This is a genomic window from Bacillus sp. PS237 (assembly GCF_037963345.1).
Taxonomy (GTDB): Bacteria; Bacillota; Bacilli; order Bacillales; family Bacillaceae; genus Bacillus; species Bacillus subtilis.
This window is the reverse complement of record NZ_CP150156.1, coordinates 1259740-1275268: the sequence shown is the minus strand read 5'-3', so window position 1 is coordinate 1275268 and position 15529 is coordinate 1259740. Positions and strand designations below refer to the sequence as shown.

Below are 15529 nucleotides of genomic sequence, written 5' to 3'. Positions count from 1 at the left end.
AATAAAGCTATTTTGGCGCAAACCAAGGGAGAAATCAAGATAAACCCAACCTCCTAAAATCCATTGAATACGCCGGAAGCTTGCTGTAAGATAAACAGCAGACACGTCTTGTAACGGAGGATCGACATGGAAACCAAAAAAGAAGAATATGAAACAAAAGGCTACGATACATCGATTGTTTACGAATTCAATGAATATCCGGATGCCCGCAGCGGGCGCTGCGACAACTGTGATTACACACTGTTCAAAAGCTCTGTAAAAGGCGGAAAATTTCTTAGAGAATGCCGGAGATGCGGGATGAAAAAAAATATTTAAACAGAAAACCGAAATCAAATTGATTTCGGTTTTTATGTTTTTACTGCGGGACAGCGGATTTTTTCATAAACGCTTCAATCTCAGCTGCCGCACGCTCCGCTCCGCCAGCTTCTTTTACATCCTTTTGCATATTCTTGACGCGGCTGAGCAGCTCTTGATCACTGGATACAGCCTGAACCGCTTCCTGCAGGCTGGAAACAGTCACTTCCTCTTTCGGCAAATAAACGCCAAGGCCTAATTCATCAACCCGATTTGCAGTGAGCTCCTGCTCATACATTTGCGGAATGACGACAAGCGGCACACCTGCGTTCATCGCTTCCATCGTACTGTTCATCCCGCCATGAGAGATGAACAAATCAGCTTTCTCTAACACCTCAAGCTGCGGCACACTTTGGCGAATGGTAAAGTTAGCAGGAATATCCTCCAAGCTTTCTGGATCAATCGTTTTCCCAACCGACATGATCACTTGCCATGAAGAATCCCGAAATGCCTTGATGCACATCTTGTAAAATTCCGGCCATGCGTTAAACGCCGTACCCAAAGAAATCAGCATAAGCGGGCGATCATCCTTGTCAATCAACAGGCTTTCTTTTTCCTTCCGTTCTCCGAGAGAGGGGCCGACAAAACAGAAACGGTCATCGAACGTCTCATGCTGAATCTGAAAAGACTTCGGCATAAAGACAATATTTAATGCTTCCGGCACAGCTAACTGTTCAAATGAAACAGCCGGCAACTTCTCTTGCTCCAAGTAGGCTTTAAATTCAGCCTCTGCTTCTCTTATTTTTTTCAGCATGTCTTCATTTCCTAACTGAAAGGATTCATTTTGGGCATATGACGAACAGAGCTTAATGACCGGAACATTAAGCTTTTCAGCAAACAATTTACCAGCCAGCGCAACAAAGTCATAGATGATCAGATCAGGCTGATCATCCTTATATAACTCCTCAAGCTGCGGCAGAATGCTGAGTGATTCTTTCAAAAGGCTGAGGGGCGCGTCATTCTTTTCCATCATCTCCCTGATTTGCTTAGGATCAATATTCAAGGATGTATGATAGATCAATGCTTCTCCACCGGCTTGCTGAACAGCGGGCGCAAACTCCTCAGTCGTCGCGTACGTGACACGGTGCCCTTTCTCACAAAGCTTCTCTACTAAAGCAAGCGTAGGATTGACATGTCCGTACGCCGGGATATTGATCATCGAAATATGGTACTTTTTCATGAATCTCCAGTCTCCTTATCTATTACATTTTCACACGGAAGCTCTTTAATCCGTATATCACACTGTTTTCAATCGGAGTGATACTGACGCACTCCATATGAGGAAAAGCAGAAATCAAAGACGTTAACGCGATATTTGCTTCAAGACGGGCAAGCGGGGCCCCAAGGCAAAAATGGATGCCGTGGCCAAACGCAATATGCGGATTGGGATGGCGGCGGATATCAAACATGTGCGGTCTGTCAAACTTTGCTTCATCACGATTTGCCGATGCCACAAACGCCAAAACCATATCACCTTCTTTAATCAGGTGCCCCCCGATCTCCGTATCCCGCTTGGCAATGCGCCTCAAAACCGGGGCCGGCGCTCTGAAACGCAAGGCTTCCTCCACTGCCTGAGGCATCAGTTCAGGATGGCTGCGCAGTTCCTCGTAAACGCCTGGCGTTTCTAATATGCTGTACATCGCATTTGAAATCAGGTTTGTAGTGGTTTCATTTCCGGCCACCAGCAGCAGCGTGCAAAACGGAATCAGCTCTTCACCGGACAGCTTCTCGCCTGTTTCTTCCGCTTCCACTAAAATAGAAATAATATCCTGTTCCGGTTTGTTTCGCTTTTCTTCTATGATGCCGGCAAAAAACGCGGCCAGTTCTTCCTCACACTTATCTCGTTCTTCCAAAAAGGCTTTTTCAGCTTCTTCACTTTTATCCTTCGGTGTACTGACCAGAAGATCAGACCATGCTTTAAACTGTTCCATATGCGCTGAAGGCACTCCCAGCAGCTCAGATATCACAATAACCGGAAGCGGGTATGAAAAATCGTGAACAAGGTCAAACTCACTGCGCCCCTGAAATTTTTGAATCAGTTCATCTGTGATTTCTTGAATTCTCGGTTCCCATTGCTTCATCACGCGCGGAGTAAAGGCTTTGTTCACGACTGAACGGATTTTTGTATGCTTCGGCGGGTCCATGTTAATGATGGAATTTCCAATAGAGCTTGTCTGCTGCGGCATGCAACTGGAAAACAACTCTTTATCCCCAACAACTTTTTTGACATCATCATAAAGAAAAACGCTCCACACTTGGTTTTCTTCATCAAAGGAAACAGGCGCATCCTTTCTCATCGATTCATACCATGGAAACGGATGATACGCATCCTGTTTGTTTTTCCCATTGAGCAGCGCTCGCTGCAAGGCTTGCCGGCGGTTTAACACATTCATGTACGGTCACTCCCCTTGAAAGAATTCAGCAATTAATGTTCCACTTCACCTCCCGCTTTCGAAAAAGAGAGGGACTACCACAAATAATTAAATTGATAACAGCAGGCAGGCGATCACGATGTTCGATGCAGGCATCATATATTCCCCCTCGAATTTCGTTCATCTTACCATAATCTTTCAATTTTTTTCTATTCTGCACTGCTGTTTTGGCTCACAACGTGACCTTAGGCATAAGCACGCAAATCCAATATGGATTCAATTGCACCGCTCCGCTCAAAAAACGTCTCTGTTTTCAACCAAATGCACTAACTCCAAAAATGACTTTCCCATTATGTAAAATAATTTGGTTCTATGATTAAATAGAAGGTAAAAGGTGAAGGAGAGAACAACGTGGCAGCACAGACTGATTACAAAAAACAAGTTGTCGGAATCCTACTTTCACTTGCATTCGTACTCTTTGTGTTCTCTTTTTCTGAGAGACATGAAAAACCGCTTGTTGAGGGAAAAAAACAGGAAAACTGGCATACTGTCGTCGACAAAGCCTCCGTCAAAATTTATGGCAGCCGATTAGTTGAAGAAAACAAATTAAAGCAAAAACTCGGCCATAAACAAGCCGATTCTATTTTGACCCTTCTGAAACTCGCCAACGAAAAACACATTACATTATAAAAAAGAAAGAGCCCACAGGCTCTTTCTTTTTTAGTCAAATATCGTTTTCTTGTCCGGATGGCGCAAAAAGTCAAACAGCATGCTAAGCTGTGAGGGTGTGTTTCGTTTAGGAGAAAGCGGCGGGAGTCTGTCTTCCGGAAAAAAAGCGGCATGATTCGTCTCGATCCCTGTTTCCCCCTGCCCGTCCGTCATGCTGCATGCGATGAAGATTTTATAATAGTGATAAGGCTGAGGGGGATGAGAGTGTTTATGGCTGTCTAGCACGGCCAGCAATCGAGACGGCTCTGTATCGTACCCCGACTCTTCTTTGATTTCCTTGACAACGTTTTCAGCCGGCGATAAACCAATCTCGCAAAATCCGCCCGGCAGCGACCACAGCTCATCATGCTTCTCCCGGACAAGCAAAATCTGATTCTCTCTGAATACAGCGCCGCGAACATCCGCTTTCGGTGTTGGATAGCCCTTCTCGCCTTGCCATAAATCAGTGATAACTTCAATGTCCTTCTCCGAGTAATCCGCCATCATTTCCGCGCTAAGCTTCATTAGCTCTTCGTACCTCTCCCTGTCGTACACATCCTTGGAAAAAGCAAGCCCCGCTTGGGCGATCGCCCGAATCCGCTGTGCCCGTTCCAGCCATTTGGTTTGCACTTTTATCACTCATCCTTTCAAGTCAAGTTTCGCTATAAAAAATGCACGTTTTCCACAGATGAAAAACGTGCAACTGTAAATTAGCATCTAATCTAACTTCACCAAGTAATCAATATCGTCCTTTACTCTCTCTTCTGTATTACTGCTATTTGTATCAGCTAAAAACGGATTATATACCAGTGTGTAATGTTTCTGTTCTCCTTTAGGGATGACATAACTGAGTACACCTGTAACCTTTTTCCCCGATACTAGTGTTCCTCCCATAAGGATTCTGCCCTTCTCTTCTATAGAAAAAACAGGCCGCACTGATTGATCATTCTTATCTCTTAAATCAAACCCGATAAAATTGTAGCTTATTGAATCTTCCCCTATATTTTCCATCGTAACTTCTATAATAAGCCGTTCCTCATCATCTTTTATTGTTTTTGTCTCCTCATTTACAGCTCCGCCAACATTCATATATTCACCTTTTTGCACTCTATCAACTTTATTCACTGTAAAATTCGTATGTCCTGCTTTAAATGTTTCTCCTATTTTATGTATTTGATCATCTTTTTTGGTCTTCGGCTCACCGCCTTTTTTCAATTCCTTATCAAGTTCCTTTTCAAGCTCTTCTTGCGATTTTTTCTCTTTCGGTTTTTCCTTCTCTGACGCATCGCTCGATTGGCTGCACGCAGAAAGCGCTAACCCGATCGTCAAGACAAATAATAGTAATAAGACTTTTTTCATGATTGTTCCCCCATCTAAAGTAATCGATTTCTATTATAATCAGATTTTCCCTTTTCTTAACAGGTAAGAAAGTAACGATTATTTCTATCTCATTCATCACAATCTTACTTCTTCCTAGTATTTGAATATTTTTTACTAGTCCATTAGACCTTTTCATCAAAAAACCCGAGCTGGCTGAAGCCGCTCGGGTGGGAGGTCAATCTCGCTTATTCATTCCTCTTTTCTCTCGGGGTTCCTGATGATGTTTTTGGTGTTCCGGAGGCTGCGTCGTGCGTTCCAGCTCCTTTGTATCTTGTCCCATTCCTTTTAAAAAGGAAAAGAGCAGTGTAATTGATTTGTTGATTTCCGGGTCTTTTAGCGAGCGGATAATATCAAAATAACCTGTCTTTTCTTCACTGTTTTTCTGCTCTACAGCGCTTGCCACACCCGCATTCACTTTCAAAATGAGAGGCTCCAGCTGCTTCACGTCCAGCATGCCGAGTGTTCCAAACAGAAGAAGCAGATTTTTCAGCGTATTGGCTGTTTCCTCTGTATCTGCCTTTTTCACCAGGATATCAAGAACTTTATCCCCTTGACCAAAAAGGCCGCGGAGCAACGGCAGGACCCCGCGCTCGTTCATATGGCCCAGCATATGCAATGTTTCGAGAATCGCTTCTTTGTGGTCAATTAGAGCATCTTCAATTTCCCGCAAATCACGCTTTCGCTGATCCTCTTCTGTTACCTCGATTTTTTGGATTCGTTTAATCGCTTTAGCCATTATGGCCCATCCCCCTTTTCACAGCGTCACCAGGGAAAATATAATCCTTCCGCGCCCATTTCTTATGAACCTGCACACCGATTTGCGGCTGCGGATTGCCGTTGCGGTGGTTGATCTTAGGCAGCGGGCTGATTCCGTCGTGCTTCAAAATTTCCATCTTGGCCGATGTTTCTTTGTAAGCAGGCGTATCGGTATCCTTATCGGCATGGCTGCCTGTTAACAGGTTGATCGCCGCTTCCCCTGAATCGTTCATTGGCAGATATACTTCCTTCCCTTTGACTCGATCAGTAATCAGGCACTTCACTTTGACATTTCCGAAAGGCGATGTGAGTCTGACGAGGGTTCCGTCCTGAATCCCTCGTTCTGCCGCAAGCTCAGGAGAAATTTCTAAGAACACTTCCGGTGTTTTCTCCGAAATCCCTTTTGATTTGTAAGTCAGGTTCCCTTCGTGGAAGTGCTCCAAGAGCCGCCCATTGTTGACATGGATATCATATTCCTCACCGAATTCCTTAGGCTCTGTCCACTGGACAGGGTAGAGAATGGCCTTGCCGTCTGGGAAAGGGAAGCGCTCTGTAAAGAGTAAAGGCGAATCCTTTCCATCAGCGTTTACAGGCCATTGCAGGGAATTATAGCCCTCAAGACGTTCATAGGTGACACCGGCATAAATCGGCGACAGCTTGGCTGCTTCCTCCATAATGTCTGCAGGATGCTCATAGAGCCAGCCGGCGCCAAGCTTATTGGCAACCTCCATAATAATCTGCCAATCCGGCTTTGATTCACCCAGCGGTTCAAATACCTGATACAAACGCTGAATCCGGCGTTCTGTGTTTGTAAACGTTCCTTCTTTTTCAAGGCTCGGGCTCGCAGGAAGAACCACATCAGCAAACTCCGCTGTACGTGAAAGGAAAATGTCCTGCACCACAAAGAAATCAAGCTTTTCATATGCAGCGTGTACATGATTGATATTGGAGTCGACAAGGCCCATTTCTTCACCTTTTACATACATCGCTTTCAACTGTCCGGAATGGATTTTTTCAATCATTTCGTGGTTGGTCATACCCGGCTCCTTCGGCAGCGGCACACCCCACACACGCTCGTATTTTTGGCGGACTTGTTCGTCCGTCACTTTTTCATAGCCCGGTAGTCTGTCAGGCATACTCCCAAAGTCACTTGCTCCCTGCACGTTGTTATGGCCGCGCAATGGGTAAGAACCTGCTCCCGGTTTTCCGTAGTTTCCTGTCACAAGCAGCAGATTAGAGATCGCCGTGCTCGTGTCGCTTCCTCCAATATGCTGTGTCACGCCCATCGCCCACAATGCGCACACACTGTCAGCTTGCCCGATCATCTCTGCCATTTGGATAAGGGTTTCTTGATCAATCCCGGTTTTCTCCTCAGCATATTCAAGTGTGTACGGCGCGAGGCTTTTTACATATTCATCCCGTCCGTTCACTCTTTCTCTCAAAAATCGTTCATCGGCCTTGCCGTTTTCTATTAAATATTTGGCGATCGCATTCAGCCAGACGATATCCGATCCGGCACGCGGCTGGACAAATAAATCTGAGCGCTCTGCCATTTCGTGCTTTCTGATATCCGCGACGATCACTTTCTGCCCTCTCAGCTTATGAGCCCGTTTAATCCGAGTGGATAAGACTGGATGCGACTCAGACGTGTTCGAACCGATAATCAAAACAAGGTCCGCTTGCGCGATATCTGTAATTGATCCTGAATCACCGCCATAGCCGACTGTCCGGAACAGGCCGGCAGTCGCAGGAGATTGGCAATAGCGAGAGCAGTTGTCCACATTATTTGTGCCAATGACCCCTCTGGCCAGCTTTTGCATAAGATAGGATTCTTCATTTGTACATTTAGAAGATGTAATAAAAGCGAGAGAATCCGGGCCAAACGCCTCTTTTAATTCAGTGAACTTGCTGGCGATCAGCAATAACGCCTCCTCCCACTCTGCTTCACGGAAATGATCGCCTTCACGGATCAGCGGCTTTGTCAGGCGTTCTTCGCTGTTAACGAAATCCCAGCCGAACTTGCCTTTCACACAAGTAGAAATGCCGTTGGCAGGCGCTTCCTCCTGCGGCTCTACTTTCAGAATGTCTCTGCCCTTTGTCCAGACATCAAAGCTGCAGCCGACGCCGCAATACGTGCAGACGGTTTTCGTTTTTTTGATTCGTTCATCACGCATGGCCGATTCCATATCAGAAATCGCGAGAATCGAGCCGTAGCCTGTCTCTACGCCTTTCGTGATCTCGATCATCGGTCGCAGCGTTTCGTTATTGATGCCTGTTAAATATCCGGCTTCCCCTTCCATTCCTTTTTCCATCATCGCGTTGCACGGACAGACCGTTGAACAATGGCCGCATGACACACATGACGACTCATTGATCGGCACGTCGTTATCCCAAATGACGCGCGGGCGTTTCCGCTCCCAGTCAATGGTCAGCGTTTCAGTTACCTGAACGTCTTGGCATGCCTCAACACAGCGTCCGCACAATATACATTGATCTGGATCATACCGATAAAACGGATGGGATTCATCCTTATGGTATGGCTTGTGATCAAACGGAATGCTTTGGTGATTGATTTTCATTTCCTTCACCGTATTATGTATTTCGCATCCCCCATTGTTGTAATCGCAAACTGTACAATAAAGCTCATGATTATATAAAATCTTGTCCATCCCGATGACCTGCGCTTTTTTCACGTCAGGTGAGAGCGTATCAATGACATCCCCATCCTTTAATTCAGCGGAGCACGACCTCTTCAGCTCACCATTGATGCTGACGATGCACGTATCACATGTCTCAATCGGCCCTAAGCTTGGATGATAGCAAACTTGCGGCACTTCAATCGAGCTGTTATTCAAAAGCTGCAGCACCGTCTGTTCCTCGGACGCTTCCATTTCAACGCCGTTTATTGTGATTGTTTTCTTGCCAGCCATCTCCATTCCCCTTTCTTGCTTTATATACCGAATTACCTATTTCAGTTCCCTTACAACAACTCAATAAAACATACAAAGCGCACTCACATGTTTCGTTGCAAAAACACGGGGAAACGGAATGGTAGATCAATTAGGAGGGATTAACATGAAAAAGACAATGTCTGCTATAACCGCGGCAGCAGCAGTAACAAGCTGTTTTACCGGCTTTGGGGCTGCGTCCTTTTCAGCACCGGCAAAGGCCGCAGCTCAAACAAACACACTCTCAGAAAACACGAATCAATCAGCCGCTGAGCTTGTCAAAAACCTCTATAACACCGCCTATAAAGGGGAAATGCCTCAGCAGGCGCAAGGCCTTACCATTAACAAAAGCACAAAAGGGGATGTCCACGCTGCGTTTGGGGAACCGGAAAGACCAGTCGGGGGAGACAATCGATTTGATTTATATCACTGGAATATGGGACAGCCGGGCTACGGATTTTCCTATCATAAAGACATGACAATTTCAGAAATCCGCTACTTTGGAACCGGTGTGGAACGGCAGCTGAATTTAGGCGGAGTTACGCCGGAAGTGCTGCAGAAGCAATTAGGACCAGTAAATCGGGTGTTAACCGTCCCGTTTACCGATGAAATCGATTATGTATATGATACAGGCCGCTATGAACTCCATTTTGTAATAGGCACGGATCAGACAGCCGACCATGTAAACCTAAAAGCAAAATAAACACCCTACGCGGCTATTCAGCCGCTTTTTTAGTGGACAAATAAAAGCTATATTCCTTACAATACAGGGAGATGAAGCAGAGACGGGGTATCAATTCGCAATGAAGCGAAATCGTTGGATATATGCAGTTTTCACCATACTGATCATTGGGCTGGGGCTTGGATCCAGAGCATTCTCCAGTGTTCTTCCTGATACCCTCAATACTTATCTGGGAGACTCGTTGTGGGCCGCCATGATCTTCACGGGATGCGGATTTCTATTTCGGAAGCTGAAGACAATGATAACGGGCATTATCAGTCTTTCTTTCTGTTTTGTCATTGAATTCAGCCAGCTCTATCATGCCGAATGGATCGACCAGATTAGAGATACTTCTCTTGGCGGGCTTGTACTAGGGTACGGTTTTTTATGGAGCGATATCGAAGCATATACAATCGGAATTGCCGCCTGTGCCGCCATAGAACTGCTGGTTTTGGGAATCAAAAAGCGCCGCTGTATGTGACGCTTTTTTCATGTAGAAAACAGACCGCATTGAGAAATAATGGTCTTCGCATCCAAACGTGTGGCCTCGCTTATCGTGATATGATGTTGATTCATAAATGACTGAACGGCATGATAGCCAACTGCATAACCCGCAAAAGCCGATAAACCTGCAGGCTTAAAGCCTTGGTCGTTAGCAATTGGATCACCAAACATATAACGGCTGACTTCCGAAAATCCTTTCACATCCAGCACCTCATTAATCACATCAATGGAATATTGCAAGTCTTCATGATCAAAACGAGTTACCCAAGGGCCCAATCGTTCCGTACCAAACAGCTCTCTGGCGAATGATTCCGCCAATCCTTCAATCACAAGATAATCCCCGACACTTACAGAGCCATGATGAAAATCTATATACGAAAACCGCACATTATGATGAAACTCATGAGCAATAATGGAAGGAATCCTTGGCAGGTTATAACTGTTCGGATTAATCCATACATGAATAAAGCCCGGTATCCCGCCAAACCCGCAGTAGCCTTTTTGCAGCTGAAGCTTATTTGGATCAGCGATATAAAGGCCGAATTTGATCTCCTTTGCATTCACCCGCAGCTGTTCGCGCTCAGCAAAAAATATGCATTGCCGAAGTGCAGATTCAGCTGTCTCTGAAACATGTGATTCTTTCAGTATTTGTAGTGCTTTCTGGCCGCTTTCAGCATCACGGACATCCAAATAGCCCAGCATTTTCGCAGCCATGATCACATCATAGCCGTTTGGCTCCTTCGCTTTCAGCGGAACTTGGATGGCGGTCCACATCTTTTCAAACGGCCTCATCATCGTATACCGAAATACATCTTCTCTTTTCTGTTCTTCCATTGAAAACAGCTTTTCGTATTGCTCAAAGGTCTTTTCCATTACTAGATTCATCCTGATTCCCTCCTTGTCAAAAACATACGATATGCCGCAGCGTAAGGGTCAACAAGAGAAATTAAGCCATTTTTCACTGTAAAATCATACAAACCCGCCGATAGGTAAGGCATAGGAGGTGGAACCATGGATATTCCTGCTTTATCGGTTGCGATGCATCAAGCATCCCTTGCCCAGAATGTAAATATTGCTTTAACGAAAAAAAGGCTGGACACCGCCCAGCAAAATGCCGATCAAACCTTAAAGATGATTCAACATCCAACTCTCGGACAAACCATTGATGTAAAAGCATAACCTCATACCAGAGGCGGCCAAGAACTCCATCCTCCCGGCCGCCTTTATTGTTCACAAAAAAGCATGCATGTTTTGATTGTTCCTCCATATGATTTATTGTTTGCCATATTAAGGAGGTCATAAATTGAAAAGACTGTTTATGAAGGCTTCATTGGTGTTATTCGCAGTAGTATTTGTTTTTGCCGTCAAAGGTGCACCCGCCAAGGCGGAAACCCATGCCTACGATGGAAAAAGCCCTTATTACAATGATTGTGCGTCCAGCGGCTCTACAAAAAAATCCTCAAACTTAGTGAATGCCAGCAATCAAGTCATCGGAGTAGTCGAGCTTAAATTCAGCAGTACATGTAAAACGGCTTGGGCAAAAATCACGATGAATAATACATTGACGTCTGGCTATGAAGCAAATGCGGAGATTACCCGGAACACAGACGGAAAAAGATATAATTGTGATTCTGCAGGCGGCAATGGAAAAGCGGTGGCCGGCCAAAAGTCTTGCTATACACCGATGGTATATGATTTAGATCCAAGGACTTCTTACGCTTTCGGCAAGTATTCAGGACCAAACTTAAATGTTTGGGCCACCACAGGCTCTTATTAAATAGAAAAAAGGCTGTCCGTACGGACAGCCTTTTCTAATTTATTTCGCTTCTCTTTGTTTTTTAACCTCTTCAAGCTGAGAAACTGTCACCAATTGATAGCCTTGATCGGTGAGCTTTTTTATAATTTCATCGGCCGCATCAGCAGAGGTGCGGTAAATATCGTGAATCAAAATGGTTCTTCCATCTCCCGCCTGATTCATGACACGGTCAACAATTGTTTTTTTGTTACGGTCTTTCCAATCTTCCGGGTCAACATCCCATAACGCAACATCCATTTTCATTTGACTCCGCAGTTCATCATTAATGCCGCCGTATGGGGGTCTTACAAGCGTCGGACGATATCCGCTTATTTTTTCAATGATGTCTTGCGTATCATTGATCTGCTTTAACGCTTCTTTCACTGAAAGCCTTGTGAGAAGCGGATGGCTCCATGAATGGTTCCCAACCTCATTTCCTTCTTTCAGCATTCTTATTAGCGTTTCCGGATAATATTGAACTCTGCTCCCCAAAACAAAAAACGTGGCATGACCCTTATATTTCTTCAAGGAGTCTAGAATCTGATTTGTTGTCGCAGGATTCGGGCCGTCGTCGAAAGTAAGCGCAATGACTTTTTGATTTGGATCAACTGTTTCCTCTTTGGGTAAAGAAATCACTTCATGCTTCGGCTTTTGTTCTTTGATTTTATTTTTATTTTTTGCTTTATCAATATATTGTTCTTTCAGAATGTCTTTCAAAAGACTTTTCTTAATGGCAATCGATTGCTCTCCAAGATAGCCTGCTGCAACCTGATATGTGTCAAAGTAAAGTTCGATATAATCCTCCTTGATGGCAAAGCGGCTGAAATTTTCTTTTTTCGGAGCCGTCCCTTCCTTTAACAGTGCATCGTCCGCGGCAATGTCCTTATTCTTTTTCAGCTCGTGATAAGCGATTAACGAAAGCTTATGTAAGTAGTCAGCGTCCTCTTTGAAAATATCATCAATGGAAAGAAACGCTTGTTTACTAAAATCATAGTTAAACGTTTTTTTCACGGTTTGCCCGTGTGCCCCGCCGATGTATTTATATTCATTAAATACAATCGCCACTGTCTGTTTGGCATAATGGACAATTTTATAATCAACATTTAATTCGTTGCGTTTTGTCGTATGCTCTTGGTCAACGTCCTTTGTTTCCTTTTGAAATTGACGAACCTCTTTTTCTGCGAATCTTTTTAATGCCGAATCCATTTTTTCATTTTTGAAAACAGGATAGTTTACCGCGTAATTAAAAGTTTTCCCGTCATTCACAAGCGTTGCGATCTCAACATTCCCATATTGAGAATCAGTTCTTACTTTATTCATGACCGTTTCTTTTTTCAATGAATGATTATGGAAAAAGCCGATAAGGCCCACCACACATACAACTGCTATTAATACATGAAACCATTTGATTCTTTTTGCCAACAACAAAAACTCCTTCTTTCGTAGCCATTTCGATTTACTCTTCATCAGTTGGAACTGTATCTATTTAGAAATGTTTTTGTAACATTGTAGTAACATTTATTTCACATTTGTAATACTATGAGATTTAGAAGTTCATGTCAATCCTTTTTAAGGAATTTCATCATAAAAAAAACCGAATTTCATGAATGTACATACACCCAACTTAAGCATCAGGAATATGGTAAAAGGAATAAAAAAAGCTAGGGAGGTTTTCCTCTTGGATTACCCTTTGAATGAACAGTCATTTGAACAAATTACCCCTTATGATGAAAGACAGCCTTATTATTATCCGCGTCCGAGACCGCCATTTTATCCGCCTTATTATTATCCAAGACCGTATTATCCGTTCTACCCGTTTTATCCGCGCCCGCCTTATTACTACCCGCGCCCGCGACCGCCTTACTACCCTTGGTACGGTTACGGCGGAGGTTATGGCGGAGGATATGGGGGAGGTTACGGTTACTAGTCGCCACATATCAAAATGGGGGCAGTCCAGCTCCCCATTTTTTTGTTTTAAAAATGACAATATCATGACAAATATGGGAAATAATTGTGATTCTGTCCCCCTCTTGTTACGATAACAAAAGCATGCAGTTTTGGGGGAGGCGTCTATTTTTGGAGAATACAAGAGATTCTGCAGCCATATCTGAAACAAAATACATAAAAGCTTCGAACCGGGTAACCATTTACGATTTTATCAAACTTGCAAAGCCGGGCATTATCATATCAAACTCGATAGCAGCCTTCGGCGGGTTTTGGATCGCGTTTGCAAGCGCAGAAAAAACGTTAACCGGCTTGGCTTTTTTGATGACAATGGTAACAGCAATGTTGGGAACCGCGTTTGTGATGGCTTCCGGCACTGTCTATAACAACTATTTTGATCGGCATATGGACGCAAAAATGGCACGAACTCGCAGCAGGGCCTCGGTCACAGGGAAAATGCCGCCAGCCATGATCTTAACATATGGCTCTGTTTTAGGAATCGCAGGTCTTGCCATGCTTTATTCCCTCAATCCATTAACGGCCTTTCTCGGACTGGCCGCCTTTATTTTTTATGCGATCATCTATACGGTATGGGTGAAACGAACGTCTGTGTGGAGCACATTTGTCGGGAGCTTCCCAGGAGCTGCGCCGCCATTGATGGGGTATTGTGCCGTAACCGGTGACTTCAGTATGACAGCAGTGCTGTTGTACACGATTATGTTTCTGTGGCAGCCGCCGCATTTTTGGGCGATTGGGATAAGACGCAAAGAGGAATATCGCGCTGCTGGCGTTCCGCTCTTGCCAGTAGTCAAAGGCAATCATGTAACAAAAATAAAAATGATGCAATATATTGCCGTCCTGGTGCCGGTCACGCTATTATTTCCTTTCTCTCTCGGCACCGGCCATATAAGCCCATTTTATTTCTTAGCCGCCTTGGTTCTCGGAGGCATATGGATCAAAAAAAGCATCAAAGGATTCAAAACAGACGATGACGTGAAGTGGGCAAAGGATATGTTTGTCTACTCGCTTATTTATTTTTGCTTGCTGTTCTTCATCATGATGATCGATTCATTTATGATGTTTCTGATCAGATGATGCAAAAAGAGCCACACATTAATGTGACTCTTTTTTGTTTGGAAAAACAGCATCTAATAGAAATGTCATGGCAAAAAACACAACCATGCAAATCAAAAATCGTATAATCTCACTCAAAATCCAGCTATCAGCTATGCGCATACCATCGGTTTCTCGGAGTGTTGCGCATATTGAAAAAATCATGAGTATGTTTTTTAGGGTTTCTTTGTTCATAAAATACCATCGCTTTCTCGATAGGATGACTTAAAGGCAATGAAATAAGTCATCAAGATATAAAATGTGTCGCATCGTTGCATGTTTTGATTGAAAGAAATCATTGTTTTTTTGCCAGCCAATTGTAAAGCTCAGGCAAACAGATGAAAACCGTTTCTGTGAAAAAGCAGATCTAATCGAATGCTTCTATACTCTCTCCACAAATAAAAAATGCTAAGAAATACATTTGTTTCTCTAATCTATAAACCCGCACTCTTTTTCCATCATCAGGTATTATAAGCCAAAAACAAACAAAAAAATAGACTTGCGTTTGAGTTGTATGGAAGTGAAATTGCAAGAATAACCCATACGGTGGTAATATATTGTTTGATTTTCCCATATTCATAGATTTGGAGGTCATACAAAAGTGAAGGGAATATTTTTAGTTGTTCAGCTTGGATTTTCTATTATGGTATTTCTGTTTTTAGCTGCTGTTAATTGGTATCAAGGAAGCGAGCTTGTTTCAGATCGATTTGATTGGAACTATACTGCTAAACTCTCAAAACTGCTTAATGGAATTGATGCCGTCAGCAGCCCCAAACAAATTTCACAGCTTGATTTTTTCATCTACTCCGCTAAACACTACCCTGTTATGAGTGCGTTAATGATCATCTCCTTCTTATATGTTCTGGCCGCTCTTTTTTTACTTATATACTCAGTCAAATGCAATAAGCAAGAGATTCATTTGGACTGCTGACCC

17 protein-coding genes are annotated in these 15529 nt (G+C 43.8%); 9 read left to right on the top strand and 8 right to left on the bottom strand.

Annotation, left to right across the window (positions count from 1 at the left end):
- Positions 1 to 126: 126 nt before the first annotated feature.
- Complete coding sequence (locus NST22_RS06625; RefSeq protein ID WP_003232781.1) at positions 127 to 315, top strand: hypothetical protein; 189 nt, start codon at positions 127 to 129, stop codon at positions 313 to 315.
- Between the two features lie 40 nt (positions 316 to 355).
- Here NST22_RS06625 and NST22_RS06620 read toward each other — a convergent pair whose 3' ends face one another.
- Positions 356 to 1534, bottom strand: coding sequence for a glycosyltransferase (locus NST22_RS06620; protein WP_003232783.1), 1179 nt, complete (start codon positions 1532 to 1534; stop codon positions 356 to 358).
- Between the two features lie 22 nt (positions 1535 to 1556).
- A complete protein-coding gene (gene yjiB, locus NST22_RS06615; RefSeq protein WP_003232789.1) occupies positions 1557 to 2747 on the bottom strand; it encodes a monooxygenase YjiB in 1191 nt (396 codons plus the stop codon).
- 390 nt (positions 2748 to 3137) lie between these two features.
- On the opposite strand from yjiB, the gene NST22_RS06610 reads away from it, so the two are divergent.
- Positions 3138 to 3416 carry a hypothetical protein gene (locus NST22_RS06610; RefSeq protein ID WP_003232791.1) on the top strand — a complete coding sequence of 93 codons (279 nt, stop codon included), beginning with the start codon at positions 3138 to 3140 and terminating at the stop codon, positions 3414 to 3416.
- A gap of 30 nt (positions 3417 to 3446) precedes the next feature.
- Here the strand turns inward: NST22_RS06610 and NST22_RS06605 are convergent, their stop codons facing one another.
- From NST22_RS06605 to fdhF, 4 genes are all read right to left on the bottom strand, one after another.
- Positions 3447 to 4073, bottom strand: a complete 627-nt coding sequence (locus NST22_RS06605) for an NUDIX hydrolase (protein ID WP_010886490.1) — start codon at positions 4071 to 4073, stop codon at positions 3447 to 3449.
- A gap of 78 nt (positions 4074 to 4151) precedes the next feature.
- A complete protein-coding gene (locus NST22_RS06600; protein ID WP_003244850.1) occupies positions 4152 to 4793 on the bottom strand; it encodes a DUF4352 domain-containing protein in 642 nt (213 codons plus the stop codon).
- A gap of 196 nt (positions 4794 to 4989) precedes the next feature.
- Positions 4990 to 5550 (bottom strand): DUF1641 domain-containing protein, encoded by a 561-nt coding sequence (locus NST22_RS06595; RefSeq protein WP_003232799.1) that lies wholly within the window; start codon positions 5548 to 5550, stop codon positions 4990 to 4992.
- Positions 5543 to 8500, bottom strand: a complete 2958-nt coding sequence (gene fdhF, locus NST22_RS06590; RefSeq protein WP_003245240.1) for a formate dehydrogenase subunit alpha — start codon at positions 8498 to 8500, stop codon at positions 5543 to 5545. Before fdhF ends, NST22_RS06595 begins: the two co-directional genes overlap by 8 nt.
- 145 nt (positions 8501 to 8645) lie before the next feature.
- Here fdhF and NST22_RS06585 point away from each other — a divergent pair, with 145 nt between their 5' ends.
- Both NST22_RS06585 and NST22_RS06580 read left to right on the top strand, forming a co-directional pair.
- On the top strand, positions 8646 to 9221 hold the full coding sequence (locus NST22_RS06585; protein WP_003245827.1) for a YjgB family protein: 576 nt from the start codon (positions 8646 to 8648) through the stop codon (positions 9219 to 9221).
- A gap of 100 nt (positions 9222 to 9321) precedes the next feature.
- Entirely contained in the window at positions 9322 to 9720 is a 399-nt protein-coding gene (locus NST22_RS06580) for a DUF2809 domain-containing protein (RefSeq protein ID WP_009967034.1), read from the top strand.
- An 8-nt stretch (positions 9721 to 9728) separates the two neighbouring features.
- On the opposite strand, the gene NST22_RS06575 is transcribed toward NST22_RS06580, so the two are convergent.
- Positions 9729 to 10628, bottom strand: a complete 900-nt coding sequence (locus NST22_RS06575) for a DUF2268 domain-containing protein (RefSeq protein WP_003244687.1) — start codon at positions 10626 to 10628, stop codon at positions 9729 to 9731.
- Positions 10629 to 10754: 126 nt separating this feature from the next.
- Between NST22_RS06575 and NST22_RS06570 the strand changes: the two genes are divergently transcribed.
- Positions 10755 to 10922 carry a YjfB family protein gene (locus tag NST22_RS06570; RefSeq protein WP_003232812.1) on the top strand — a complete coding sequence of 56 codons (168 nt, stop codon included), beginning with the start codon at positions 10755 to 10757 and terminating at the stop codon, positions 10920 to 10922.
- Positions 10923 to 11046: 124 nt separating this feature from the next.
- A complete protein-coding gene (locus NST22_RS06565; protein WP_003244679.1) occupies positions 11047 to 11520 on the top strand; it encodes a YjfA family protein in 474 nt (157 codons plus the stop codon).
- Positions 11521 to 11559: 39 nt separating this feature from the next.
- Here the strand turns inward: NST22_RS06565 and pdaC are convergent, their stop codons facing one another.
- Positions 11560 to 12963 (bottom strand): peptidoglycan-N-acetylmuramic acid deacetylase PdaC, encoded by a 1404-nt coding sequence (gene pdaC / locus NST22_RS06560; protein ID WP_003245023.1) that lies wholly within the window; start codon positions 12961 to 12963, stop codon positions 11560 to 11562.
- A 253-nt stretch (positions 12964 to 13216) separates the two neighbouring features.
- Here pdaC and cotT point away from each other — a divergent pair, with 253 nt between their 5' ends.
- From cotT to NST22_RS06545, 3 genes are all read left to right on the top strand, one after another.
- The gene (gene cotT / locus NST22_RS06555; protein ID WP_003245601.1) at positions 13217 to 13465 is read left to right on the top strand and encodes a spore coat protein CotT; all 249 of its coding nucleotides are present in this window, start codon (positions 13217 to 13219) and stop codon (positions 13463 to 13465) included.
- Positions 13466 to 13587: 122 nt separating this feature from the next.
- Positions 13588 to 14577: a heme o synthase gene (gene cyoE, locus NST22_RS06550; protein WP_010886488.1), complete on the top strand. Its 990-nt coding sequence runs from the start codon at positions 13588 to 13590 to the stop codon at positions 14575 to 14577.
- 619 nt (positions 14578 to 15196) lie between these two features.
- Positions 15197 to 15526, top strand: a complete 330-nt coding sequence (locus tag NST22_RS06545; protein WP_003232822.1) for a YjdJ family protein — start codon at positions 15197 to 15199, stop codon at positions 15524 to 15526.
- Positions 15527 to 15529 lie beyond the last annotated feature (3 nt).

What these genes read in the sequence shown, in the direction of transcription:
- NST22_RS06625 (WP_003232781.1), top strand. Translation starts at nt 127, where the DNA reads ATGGAAACCAAAAAAGAAGAATATGAAACAAAAGGCTACGATACATCG.
- NST22_RS06620 (WP_003232783.1), bottom strand. Translation starts at nt 1,534, where the DNA reads ATGAAAAAGTACCATATTTCGATGATCAATATCCCGGCGTACGGACAT.
- yjiB (WP_003232789.1), bottom strand. Translation starts at nt 2,747, where the DNA reads ATGAATGTGTTAAACCGCCGGCAAGCCTTGCAGCGAGCGCTGCTCAAT.
- NST22_RS06600 (WP_003244850.1), bottom strand. Translation starts at nt 4,793, where the DNA reads ATGAAAAAAGTCTTATTACTATTATTTGTCTTGACGATCGGGTTAGCG.
- NST22_RS06595 (WP_003232799.1), bottom strand. Translation starts at nt 5,550, where the DNA reads ATGGCTAAAGCGATTAAACGAATCCAAAAAATCGAGGTAACAGAAGAG.
- fdhF (WP_003245240.1), bottom strand. Translation starts at nt 8,500, where the DNA reads ATGGCTGGCAAGAAAACAATCACAATAAACGGCGTTGAAATGGAAGCG.
- NST22_RS06585 (WP_003245827.1), top strand. Translation starts at nt 8,646, where the DNA reads ATGAAAAAGACAATGTCTGCTATAACCGCGGCAGCAGCAGTAACAAGC.
- NST22_RS06580 (WP_009967034.1), top strand. Translation starts at nt 9,322, where the DNA reads ATGAAGCGAAATCGTTGGATATATGCAGTTTTCACCATACTGATCATT.
- NST22_RS06575 (WP_003244687.1), bottom strand. Translation starts at nt 10,628, where the DNA reads ATGAATCTAGTAATGGAAAAGACCTTTGAGCAATACGAAAAGCTGTTT.
- NST22_RS06570 (WP_003232812.1), top strand. Translation starts at nt 10,755, where the DNA reads ATGGATATTCCTGCTTTATCGGTTGCGATGCATCAAGCATCCCTTGCC.
- cyoE (WP_010886488.1), top strand. Translation starts at nt 13,588, where the DNA reads ATGCAGTTTTGGGGGAGGCGTCTATTTTTGGAGAATACAAGAGATTCT.